This is a genomic window from Bartonella sp. P12B, from assembly GCF_055796185.1.
On sequence record NZ_JBTTDI010000021.1, the window covers coordinates 1 to 11580 of the forward strand.

At 41.4% G+C, this 11580-nt stretch carries 11 protein-coding genes and 1 pseudogene; 1 reads left to right on the top strand and 11 read right to left on the bottom strand.

Features of this window, described 5'->3' with window-relative positions:
- Positions 1 to 144: 144 nt before the first annotated feature.
- From AC0QT1_RS07910 to AC0QT1_RS07940, 7 genes and pseudogenes are all read right to left on the bottom strand, one after another.
- Positions 145 to 1311: a tyrosine-type recombinase/integrase gene (locus AC0QT1_RS07910; protein WP_473202049.1), complete on the bottom strand. Its 1167-nt coding sequence runs from the start codon at positions 1309 to 1311 to the stop codon at positions 145 to 147.
- A gap of 164 nt (positions 1312 to 1475) precedes the next feature.
- Positions 1476 to 1709, bottom strand: a pseudogene (locus AC0QT1_RS07915) (hypothetical protein); the annotation flags it as partial.
- A gap of 19 nt (positions 1710 to 1728) precedes the next feature.
- Complete coding sequence (locus AC0QT1_RS07920; RefSeq protein ID WP_473202050.1) at positions 1729 to 2859, bottom strand: N4-gp56 family major capsid protein; 1131 nt, start codon at positions 2857 to 2859, stop codon at positions 1729 to 1731.
- Between the two features lie 93 nt (positions 2860 to 2952).
- Positions 2953 to 3855: a hypothetical protein gene (locus AC0QT1_RS07925; protein ID WP_473202051.1), complete on the bottom strand. Its 903-nt coding sequence runs from the start codon at positions 3853 to 3855 to the stop codon at positions 2953 to 2955.
- Positions 3856 to 3867: 12 nt separating this feature from the next.
- A complete protein-coding gene (locus AC0QT1_RS07930; RefSeq protein WP_473202052.1) occupies positions 3868 to 5892 on the bottom strand; it encodes a portal protein in 2025 nt (674 codons plus the stop codon).
- Positions 5877 to 7205 carry a phage terminase large subunit gene (locus AC0QT1_RS07935; protein ID WP_473202053.1) on the bottom strand — a complete coding sequence of 443 codons (1329 nt, stop codon included), beginning with the start codon at positions 7203 to 7205 and terminating at the stop codon, positions 5877 to 5879. Before AC0QT1_RS07935 ends, AC0QT1_RS07930 begins: the two co-directional genes overlap by 16 nt.
- Entirely contained in the window at positions 7186 to 7518 is a 333-nt protein-coding gene (locus AC0QT1_RS07940) for a hypothetical protein (protein WP_473202054.1), read from the bottom strand. The genes AC0QT1_RS07935 and AC0QT1_RS07940 overlap by 20 nt, the downstream gene beginning before the upstream one ends.
- A 206-nt stretch (positions 7519 to 7724) precedes the next feature.
- On the opposite strand from AC0QT1_RS07940, the gene AC0QT1_RS07945 reads away from it, so the two are divergent.
- Positions 7725 to 8345 carry a hypothetical protein gene (locus AC0QT1_RS07945; RefSeq protein WP_473202055.1) on the top strand — a complete coding sequence of 207 codons (621 nt, stop codon included), beginning with the start codon at positions 7725 to 7727 and terminating at the stop codon, positions 8343 to 8345.
- 22 nt (positions 8346 to 8367) lie between these two features.
- Here the strand turns inward: AC0QT1_RS07945 and AC0QT1_RS07950 are convergent, their stop codons facing one another.
- The 4 genes from AC0QT1_RS07950 to AC0QT1_RS07965 form a co-directional block, all read right to left on the bottom strand.
- Entirely contained in the window at positions 8368 to 8883 is a 516-nt protein-coding gene (locus AC0QT1_RS07950) for a hypothetical protein (protein ID WP_473202056.1), read from the bottom strand.
- Between the two features lie 15 nt (positions 8884 to 8898).
- Positions 8899 to 9339 carry a single-stranded DNA-binding protein gene (ssb, locus tag AC0QT1_RS07955; protein WP_473202057.1) on the bottom strand — a complete coding sequence of 147 codons (441 nt, stop codon included), beginning with the start codon at positions 9337 to 9339 and terminating at the stop codon, positions 8899 to 8901.
- 44 nt (positions 9340 to 9383) lie between these two features.
- Positions 9384 to 9902 carry a hypothetical protein gene (locus AC0QT1_RS07960; RefSeq protein WP_473201361.1) on the bottom strand — a complete coding sequence of 173 codons (519 nt, stop codon included), beginning with the start codon at positions 9900 to 9902 and terminating at the stop codon, positions 9384 to 9386.
- A 989-nt stretch (positions 9903 to 10891) separates the two neighbouring features.
- Complete coding sequence (locus AC0QT1_RS07965) at positions 10892 to 11200, bottom strand: hypothetical protein (protein ID WP_473201312.1); 309 nt, start codon at positions 11198 to 11200, stop codon at positions 10892 to 10894.
- Positions 11201 to 11580 lie beyond the last annotated feature (380 nt).

Below are 11580 nucleotides of genomic sequence, written 5' to 3' on the forward strand. Positions count from 1 at the left end.
AGATTGCAAAGTAAGTTTAATCATAAAAAACAGTCATTTATGATGTATTTTCTCATTTGATAATTTATGAGTCATATTGAGAGAATGAAGAGAGAAAGTTATCCACAGATAATGGGATAAGAATGGGGTACAAAACCCCATCTTTTAAGATTGCCCCGTGACATAGGCAGCCCATTTATCCATATAAACACGGCGCTGCTCTAAATAGTCAGTACGACGGTAAGCACGCTCTACCTGTCCACCGACGGTATGACCTAGAATGGTTTCCGCGACCTCAAAAGGGGCGTCTGTTGTTTCTGCTAACCAATCGCGTAAACTAGACCGAAAACCATGGGGACAAACATCAAGTCCAGTTTTTTGCATATATTTTAACATGGACTTCTCAGCAAGGGGACCACGACCTGTTGCAGAAAAAAAGAAATCATTGCGAGATAGAAGACGCGCTTGTTTCAAAATTTCCAATGCTTCTGTTGATAAGGGTACACGAAATTCTGTTGTAGCATCACGCCTTCCTTTCATATTCTCAGCAGGAATAGTCCATACACTACCTTCAATCTGATCTTTATGGATATGACGCAAGGAATTGCTACGAACCCCTGTCAAAATAAGCAGACGCAAAGCCAATTGTGTTAGAGTTGGTGTTTTGCAAAGTGTTTTATAAAAATCCGGAACCTCTCTCCAATTCATTGCTGGTCTATTCGTAGCTTTATGACGTTGTTTCCCCAACAAAGCTTTTGCTTTTTCTGTTACCTGTAAATCAACATCCAATCCCATTGCAGCAGCATGTTTAAGGCAAATATTGAGGCGATTAAGAGCTTTCATAGCTGTTTTAGCTTTTGTATGCCAAATCGGTGCGAGTGTATTGCGTATATCGGTTTGGGTAATCTCTGAAACGGGGAGGCAGCCTAATTGGGGGAGAATATGAAGTTTTAAAGATGAAAACCACTCTCCATTTTTACCATCTCCTTTTAATTCAGCTTTACGAGTTTCAAAAGCATCCAAAGCAATATCTTTGAGATAATGGAGATTACGCATTGCTTCGCGTTTTTGTTTCTCACGTTCTTTAATGGGGTCACGACCTTCACGCAAAACAGAACGCCACCCAGTTGCCAATTCACGGGCTTGTTTTAAAGAGACATCTCTTAAGGCACCCAAGCCCATTTCACGACGCCGCCCGTGGATGGTATAGCGTAAAATCCACTGAGCACCACCATCTTTACGTTTGTGAAGTAGCAAGCCGGCACCATCATTATATTTACCAGCCCCCAATGTTGCGACAGCCCTTGCATTAAGACGATTCATAAGAGGCATTTTTACTCCTTTCTAAACGTTTTTTATCCACACGTTAATCCCACTTGTGATGTGCAAGGGGATGGTTTGGTTTGATTCATCATAAACAAGATTGAAATGAGAGAATCTTAGGGTATTATGAACTCTCATTCAACATGCAAAACAATGAATTATCGTTATAAATCAATATCTTGTCCTGTAAACTCATTGCCTCCATAGGTGCTGCCAATCTTTAATTTCGCATCCGTAAACGCTGTCTTCACAAACGCTTTAATCGAAAGGATCATCGCGCCACGAGGCAAGGTCCCTATCTTGCGTGTCAAATCCTTATCTTTATGCGTGATATTCAAACGCAAAAAACTCACCTGATGCGTATGAAGATCTCTACCGTGTAAATGACCTTTTACTCCATCGACCATATCCTGTTTCCTTTCTTAATCAATTCGCGTCAACTTCACCGCTGTAGGTGGGAATGACAATCGTTCCAAAATCTTGTGCACCTTGCGCTCTACCGGGCATTTGGAAACATGTTTTCTTCATGCCCATAATCGTATGAACCCCAAAACCGTATTCACGTTTATAGTCAAAAGTTTCCTCTTCGATCTTATAGCGTGTATCGCCATAACCTTTACCAAAAGCCATAACAACGCTCTGGGCTCCAAGAAGAACAGCACGACGAACACCGGCAACGCGAGTACTATCCGTGGATTTCACACCATTGGTCACATGTTCAGATTCCCGTAAAATCACACCGTTATACATCCCTAAGGAACCATCAAAAATGGGGTTTTTAGCACGCGAACCGGTATAAGCCGCTTTCTGAATATCAAGCCACTGACCCGTTTCTGTATTGGTCCGCAATTGCGTCACTTGGATGGGATGCAAATATAAAACATAGACACTTTCGCCATTCACACGAACCGGTCTAATTTTAGGATTTGCAAGTTTCGCACATTGAACAGCTTCATCGATCAACTTAAGATTAAAGCCATGTTTTGCTTTCTCTGTAAGCTCTTCATCCTTGGTTTTGCTATCGGGGCGCACAATGCGCTTACTACTTGGAGCGATCGGCGCATTAAAGCCGTAATAAAGAGGATCAAGATCAACCAACCCCCCTTCAAAATGAAGCCTATTGGCTGTGTAGCCACAAGCATGAATGAAAAACATCATACTCAAACGATCGGCGTACCAATCCGCTAAACTGTTTTTGGCTTCTTCTCGCAAATTAAACAAAGTGCGTTGAGTATCAATCGTCCCTTCATTGGGAATGCGCGTACCATGATAGAGTTCATTGATATACAATTTATCATGGAGAAATTGGAGCGCTTCTTCATTGCCTTCAAGAGTTTCCCCCTCACTCACACCCCGTCCTGCTAATTGCGCACGAAGGCTAAAGGTTACACAATCCCCTTTGCCTTTCTGGGTTTCTGTTTTGACCTGAATAATGCTGTTGGAGCCCTTGCCCATTAATGGAGCTATCGCCGTTGCCTTGGAGACCTCCGCATCAAGCATTCTTGCCCATGTTTTTAACGCATGGGGATCATTAATCCCTACAGTGGTTGTTGCCATTGATTTTACCTTTCTTTGCTATAAAAAAACCGGCTTAAAAGCCGGAGGAAAACCCGCATTAAAAGCGGCTTATTCTCTAAAAAAGTCTCTCACTTAGTCCTCATCTTCCGCACCACTCAATTTGCGGATCAGCGCTTGGTTCTTTGGATTGCTGTACCATGCCTGAAACTCTTTATCGGACATGGCACTAATGCTCTCCCATGAGAGGGGTCCCGTACTGCCCCCTCCACCAGAAGCCGTTAAAGTCTTCGCTGAAGACTGCCTGCTTTGAAGCGCTGCAACCTGATTGTTGGCTTGTAGCGCTTGGTTCTGATAACCAAGGTTTTGCGCTATCCCATAAAGCTCTTCGGCTGGGTTCGTCCCCTTTTGCGCACACGTCGCTACAATCGTGCGTAATTCGTTGCCTATAATCGCATCAATCGTGCTCTTTTTTGCATATTCTGGATAAACTTTGGACCAAGCCGATAACTGCTTCGCACGCGTCTCATAAAGGTAATCCGCTGCGGCATCAAAATCGCTATATTTATTTTTTGTCGAAGCAACAGAAGTTTCTAAAAACTGATTTAAATGTGCATCATGATGCTGTTGTTCATAAGCCTGCCTTTGTGCTTCCTGTTGCGCTTTAATAAACGCATCCTGCTCTTGAAGCTTCTTTCCCATCCAAGCCATATAGCCAACAATGTCCTGACTCATATCAGGGGGCGGGTTGTCTCCTTCAACAGAAGCTCCCTGCCCTGCTGCTTGAGGGTTATAAAACTGCATCAATGCTTCACGCGCTTGACGCGCTTGTTCTTCTGCACGTTGCTGCTCTAGAGTAGAGATTTCAGAGGGTTCATGGACAGGTGGGACTACAGACTCTGGAACACTGCTCTCTTCACTAGCAACCGCTTCACTCTCATCGCTTACATCCAAAGGACCATCATCATCAAAAACTGGGGTCTCCAAGGGGTACGCTTCATTCTTGCCATCCATCTCTTCAGTCATTTGTGCATTCATTCTTTCACCTTTCTAAATGCTTCGTGCTCTATATGTCTCTGCTCTCGAACGCATAATCTGATTGTGCATTTGCTCATTGAGAATGCGTTGACGCTCTAACTCATGGCGCTCAGCCATCAGTTCTGCTTCTAATTTCGCTCTTTCCTGACGCATATAAAGATCTATCTGCTTGCCTTGTAAGTCCATCTGTTGCATTTGCGCTTTGGTCGCTATGTCTTGCTGCTTTTCTTGCAAACGCATTTCCTGCTCTGGATTCATTTGCTGCTCTTGTTGCGCCATCTGTTGTTGCTGTTGGAACTTCTCACTCACACGATTGAGTAACGATGCCGGTAGAGGCGAATAACGTAACAAATCAAGCATGATATCCGGTGTAATGGCATTTTGAAGCAACGGTAACAGCTGGGTAATAATCCCAAAGGTGCGCTCTTTCTCATTCGGGCTGGTCGGGGCATCATCAACAACAATGTCATAATCAACACTCATCACTGCTTCACGCGTTAAAGGAATATATTGCGCATTCTCTTCCCCTGATATCCGCACCAAACGACCATCAGACAAATAATTCTGGATTAAATGGAGGATAATCTTCCCTTGCCGCTTGCGATACAATCGTAAACCATCAAACAAACAAGCAAGCAGATTGAGACTGGATTGACGCCGCTGGGCTTCAAGAATACCCGCTTGCGTGACTTCCCTCGTACCAATAAATTCAGGCGATAAACCCGTAACCTGATTGATTGCTTCCTTCGCCTCATTAAACAGCTGGAAAAAACCTGCTGGAAATTGTGCGACAGGCTTGGGTTGGATCTTCCCCCCTGATAAAGCTCCTTGTTTTAGCCATGTAAGACTATCGGATCGACTTAAACTTCTTGCCGCCTCCGCCTCATTCTCAAAAGCTCCCCGCTCTGCCATGATCCCACCCTTGGATTGGCTATTGAGAATATACATAACCTGACTAAAGTACTTATTTGCCCAACGTTGTGGGTCTTTCGTAGGGCGAACAACGCCATAAAACTGACGATTGAGCTTATCAAAATAGCCGGTAATACATTCCCAACCCAATTGACCAGCAGGCACTAACGGTTGATCAGGCTCTAACAAAAGCTTCCTGCCTAAAAACGCCCGTCTCACAACCTTTTTATTAAATTGAAACCCTTGTATATCGGGCATTATGCAACAAAGCTGTTCAAATTCCTCCTTGCTATAATCACGCAATTCTCCTGTCTCTAAATCAGGTGCCTTATATGCGGTTTCATGCTCAAACCAACGGCATTCAACAAGCGTGACCATTCGTCGACCATTTTCAACATCGACGCTCTTCTCATCACTGTAATAGTCAAGATCATTATGGTGAACACCTTCATAACCAACCCCATCACGAGCCCAATCCGCATTCAACTCTGTCCAATGGGATTTGGGAAACATCTGTCTTGCAACTTCCAAAGGCTTGCGATCAACATACCACATCCGTTGCGCATCGGTTAAATTCGGTTGCACTGCCGCACTGTCCCAAACCATCTTTAACGGGTCCAAACGCGTGATAACCGGCTCTCCATCGGGATTATTCTCATAATCAAGCCGTGTATCGGTCCACCCCATTCCACAAATAACAGCATCCTGAAACGCATCGGAATCCGCGTATTCCGCATGCGCCATGTCCCTAAACCATTCTGCCGCTCCGGTAAGCAATTCACTGGGCAATGCCTTGCCTATTTGCCGAGGAATAAATTGGACCTCACGCTTATTGTTGCGCTCAGAGCCTACAACCGCATTCACAAGCGGGGCTATGCGATTAAACGTCATGACAGGGCGGCGCTGCTCTTTTAAAACCGATAAATCCTTCTCATTCCACTGGTCGCCATTGTAAAAAGCAAAATCCTCACGCGCATGCTCACGCCATTTATTCACATGCTCTAAATCTTCCTTGTACCAACTGACAAGCTTGCGAAACAAACAGTCACTGGAGAGATCAGAAGCCTTGCTGTCTTCCTGCTCTAACCGCTCATCATCTTGATCTTGCATCATTCTGCCATCCATGAGGTGCTCTCATATTCTCTTCTGCCGCTATAGGGGACGCGTTTGCGTAATTCTTGAGGCGGTTCATAAGCAACACACATTAAACCAAAGGCATCAGCCCCATGGCTTGCCCAATCATGCTCTGCGCCCAAACCGATATTGCGCTTCTCATCCCATTTCTCGTGATACCAATTCAATGCCTTACGACCCGCGACCGTTGTCTCCTCATTAAACCATACCGATGGTAAGATCCGCCGCACCGCCTCAATCCGTATTTTGACAGCACCAGCTCCCTGATTGGGAATAACCTGCGTTTCAAAACCCGCATCATTCAAGGCGCTTTCAAAACTCACATTGTGCACACGGTCTCTCGTCGCACCATCATGGGGAAGCACCATCAAAGCCTTCTCATAGCCATTGCGACGCAACCAACCTATATGCTCAGACAAAGGCTGCCCTTGCGCTTCATAATAATCAAGCACCCTGATCTCACGACCGACAAACTGGGATATCCAAATCGCCGTTGCATCAGCCTTGGCTCCCGTGCCCCCAATATCCCAAAAGGCTCGTATTTGCATTAAAGGATCACGAGAAACACGTCCAATCCGCCCCTCCTGCTCGGCTGCTAACATCTCTTTTTGATAGTAAGCACCCTGAACGGCTTTGAGATAATCCCCTTCCCAAATATGTTTATAGCTCTCGGGACGGTTCCTCAGATCATCCAAACGCGCTTCATTCAAAATCTTTGGAAACTTCGGATTATCTGACCAGTTAATCTCAACACGCTTAATCGCCTCATTATCAGAAAAGCGAAACCGCTTCTCAACCGGCGCATTTTCACGCAACGGGTTCCACGTAACCCATAATTCTGCTCGCCAGCCCTCTCCCTCTTCCCGTAAAGTTGGTATCAGTGTTTGCCAAGCCGTTTCAGTAACCGGCTCTGCCTCATCAACCCAACAGAGCAAAATACGCCCCATCGACTTAATGCTTGCTATATTGCGATCAAGACCTGAAAACTGAAAGGCAATACGACCATCACAAGACTTAATTGAGGATTCCCCAACCTTATAATAGTCCTTTAAGAAGTCATGATCTTCAATGGCGCGTTTGATCTCTTCCAAAGAACTCTCTGCAAGCGAATTCTGGAACTGACGTGCACAAAGGATAGTTCCTGATATCCCTCCCATACCAAATTGATAGCCCTTTAAAGCTGCCATTAAGGCAAAGGATCGTGTCTTACCAGACCCTCTTCCTCCCCAAGCCGCACGCACTGCTGCCGTGCCTGAAAAGATCGGTATCAGCTTTGGTACTATCTTAATCTGTCTTATCGTCATCGATTAAAGGGGCAATCTCAACACGCCCTATGATCTTTACGGCTCCGCCATCTTCACCAGTCACCTGTAAAGGCAACACCTTGCCAAGCAAAGCCAAATAAGCAGCGGGGCAATCCATTGCTTGCTTTTCCAAATAAGAGATTAAACCCTCATTGCCGATTTTATTACCAGCATTCTCAGCAGCCCTCACCACTGCCTCTTTTAAAATGCGGGTCATTTTATTGGGAATGCCTTTTACACGACCTATCCCTGCTCTAGGTGGGATCCATTTTCTTTTGACTGGTGGAGTTGGCTGTGTATTTTCTGATGTCATAAAATACTCCCTCCCGATAATAAAAAACCCCGCAAATGCGGGGATTTCCTCACTGCACTGCCCCTCGTCTAGATACAATACGACCAGTGCCGCAATTGTCATTAAATACGATTTGAAACACATTGTCAACACCAAAATAACACATATTGATATATTCAACGTGAATCAGCTATGCAGTGTTATATAAAAATTTAAAGGATTAAAGTATGAAAGCACTTTCCATAACGCGCATTGTAACATTTATAGCTTTTTTGTCTATATTAACGCTCTCTCCATCAATGTCATTTGGATTTATGCATATATTTACAAATGTAGATACTATAGAAAAGTATAATGAACTTTATCAAGAATACGCAAGAAAATACAAAAATCTTGAACATTTTGAAAAGCGACAAAAAGCAATCCAATTTATATACAGCCGTGATCATCAGGATTCTTCTCCCAAATTTGATCTTATACAGCATCGTCATATACTTGTTATTTTATGTGGACGTTTTGTGAATTTATTGCGGGGTGATTATAATGAAGAAATGTCATGGGCAAATCTACCTAATGTAATAAGTATTTTACGCTATCAATATAATTGGAGTGAAGGAGATTTTATTTGGGCGTACAATATGTCCATGAACTCTAAAGATCGAATGATGTATTACGCAAAAAAATTTCTTAACTCTTCAAGAAATGGTATTAGCCCCGAAACACATATGATGAATCTAGTAGCTGATGTAAATGCTGCGATAAGAACTGGTAATCCTGAACTAGGTCAACAAACACCTCGACTTTGCAGAGACTTAAAAACGATATACCATATAATGGAGCCAAGTTAGAGATTGTCGTTTAACGATCAAACTACTTTTGCAGTGCATTAAGAGCGACACGCAACGAACTTACAAGATGTGGTAGCATTTGGTCTTCTATAACAAGATACTGTATTGCTGCGTAGAGATTATACTGTCTATAAAGGCATTGTGCTTCTTTTAGTGCCTCTTGCACGGCTTGATAGTGATTGGTTGCTTTTTCAACCCATTGTTCAAGACTATTTGGGTCTGAATTTGTAGACACATCATCATAAATAGCGTTTGGCAAACCTTTTGCACAAAGATAGTCGTTTCTTATCTGTAGATATTGTTGTGCGGCGTCATACTGGTCTTGAGTGAGCACGCCTTGCAAACAAAGCCGCCCGATATAGGTACCAGCAAGTGGATTTTTTGCCTCTTGTAGCGTTAAACCAAAGCGCTTAGCACGGATTGTTAGTGCCAATTGGTCAACAGATTCACGTGGTGATTTTGCTCTTGAGATGCGTCCATTTGGCTCTCTTAACTGCCCTATAATTTTAGGGCGTCCCCTTCTTTTGCTTTTTTTCACAACACTGCCTTTTCATTAAAAAGGAATACTGTCACTGACAACCTTTGTTGGCATATCAAGAGGACGCTGATAGCTTCTCTCATAAGGCGATACGCTCTTTTGATCATCATCATTTTTGCTGTCTAAAAGCTTTAAATCGCCTTTATACTGAGGCAAAACGATTTCTGTTGTATAGCGATCTTGACCGTTTTTATCTTGCCATTTACGGGTTTGTATCTGCCCTTCAATATAAACTTTACTGCCTTTATTGAGATACTGAAGAGCAACTTTTGCAAGATGTGGATTAAAAACCACAATGGAATGCCATTCAGTTTTGTCCACTTTTTGATTGGTTGCTTTATCTGTATAGCTCTCAGAAGTAGCCATGCGAAAATTGACCACCTCAGCACCATTGTGCATTGTTTTGCTTTCTGGATCGGCACCCAAATGCCCGATTAACGTCACTTTATTCAGCATATTTTTTCTTACCTTCAACTTGTATCTTCCATAGGGACAAAACTTTACTTCGTATGATGAGTGGAGGCTTGTAACGCGTAAATCGAGATATTGATTAAACTGCGTGTCCGTAAAATAAGAAAGATTACACAAACTAAAAAAGAGTACCAAAGAGCAATATCTAAGGACCAAAGGATGCTATCCAATGAAAAAGAAAAATGCTGCTCTATGTACTTAGAAATGACAGGCAAAGAAACCGTTTCTTTATGACTACTTGGGAAAATTAAAACGACAAGTGCTAAAGTTATGAGCTTTAAGAGTTTGTGCATATATTGTTGCAAATCACGTGTTAATCTCTGCCAAGCTGTTGTATTGCCGCATTTATATTTTGGATTATTCTGCAACTCAGAAGGAATATGAGAATTGCATAGAATGGCAAAAACCGTTGTTATTATGACAAAAGAAACAGAAGCGAATGTCAAAATACTTTGAATAAAGCCAAGATTTTTTTTAATTCCCAAACAACATAAGAATATAAAAATTATAACACCAAATAAGGATCTTAGCTGCTTATCTGTAAACATATCTATTTTCTCTAGAAAATTATGAACTAAAATCTTACACAACACACCAAACATTACGCTTGCGTTATAATAACACATTACGGATTATAATTACAAACGAAATAATGATAACATATTGAATCTGCAATATGAATCCCATTTTTTGTTAATTTAATGGCTTGCATTTTTACACACAATGTGCAATATTAGAGGTGTTCATACTTATGGAATAATGAAACAGCGTATTGTAGATAAAGCCGTGTCAAAATTGATTGACGCGGTTTTATTTTATGGAATTGCAAAATAAAAAAGGCAACGTTGTAAAAACGCTGCCTAGAAAAAACTTTGCCTTATAGGACAGACAAAAGTATTTCGAGTCTAGCGAATATCGAAATAACATCATTTTAATCAAAACACAACATCATGATGGTTAGATACAAAAAAGCCTTGCGATGTAAAAAACATAACAAGGCCTTTCAATTTCTTAAATCTGCTTTTATAGTAGCATCATCTTTTTAAAGATGCAAATTGATAAGAATGAACTTGTTTTTATCCACAATTTAGTTATATAATTTGAGAGACTAGCGTGTATTGCAAAAGAAAAGCCGTGTCAAAATTAATTGGCACGGCTTTATTCTTAATGGGGGGTGTTTTTAACCTAGAAAGCGGCTAAAAATGCAACGCTATAAACGTTGCAAATAAACATTAGCATAATTCATTTTAAGATGCAATTTGATAAAAACGATATTGCGTTTATACACAAAATATGTAATTTAAAATCTACTCATTTTATGAATTTCCTTACTGTAGTTTTGAGAGAAAAGCCGTATCAATTCATTTTGGTGCGGTTTTTTTTGTTATAGACTCTTGCATATTTCACGTATTTTTTTTAGAATCCAATTATAGTTTACTATTTTATTTTTCATACTCCTTTTTTTTAAACTTAAAGCCGCGTTTTATATGACACGGCTTTTTTTTTGCAATAAAAGAGGCGCCCCCCGCGCCGTGATTTATGCTGCTTTGTTTATATGATGTATTTCAGTTACTGAATTAATTTTTGGTTCATAAGCTTTTAAAAGCGGCTCTAATTCAGATGTTGGCTCTGAGTAACCAAAATTAGTAAGGATAGCTAACATTTTTATCATGTTAGGATTTTCATTTTGTAATTTAAGGACGATTACCTTTTCGATTGCTGCCATTAGGTCTACAAGATCATTATGGTATTGTTCTTCAGTATCATCTTGATTAGCTTCTTTGCATACAGCCAACCATAGATTGCAGAGGAAGTCAGTTGTTAGATTGAATTCGTTGTTTTCCATTGGAAAAACCTTTCTTGTAATATTGTTTTTAATTGACATCCCATACGGGCGCCGGGTGCTAAAAACACGGTCACAAGTCCGTCGTTATGCTTTTCCCTCGCGAAGGGTATTGTATGGCATAACCACACCCGGCATAAATTATTATATGCTAATTAAAGCACAAAAGATAGCCAGTATTCTTAAAAGCAGGGAAAGATCTTATCGTGATCAACCCGCTTGTGATTTTCGTGTTTTTAAGCACTTGAGATTCGTTTAACATAATGGTTTATTAGTGTCAATATGAATTTTTAAATATTTTACATATTGTTGTTTTTAAAGGGCAGCAATTTCAAATGCCACCCTTTTTTACTTACTTGCATTTCAAATAAGTGGCGCCGGGT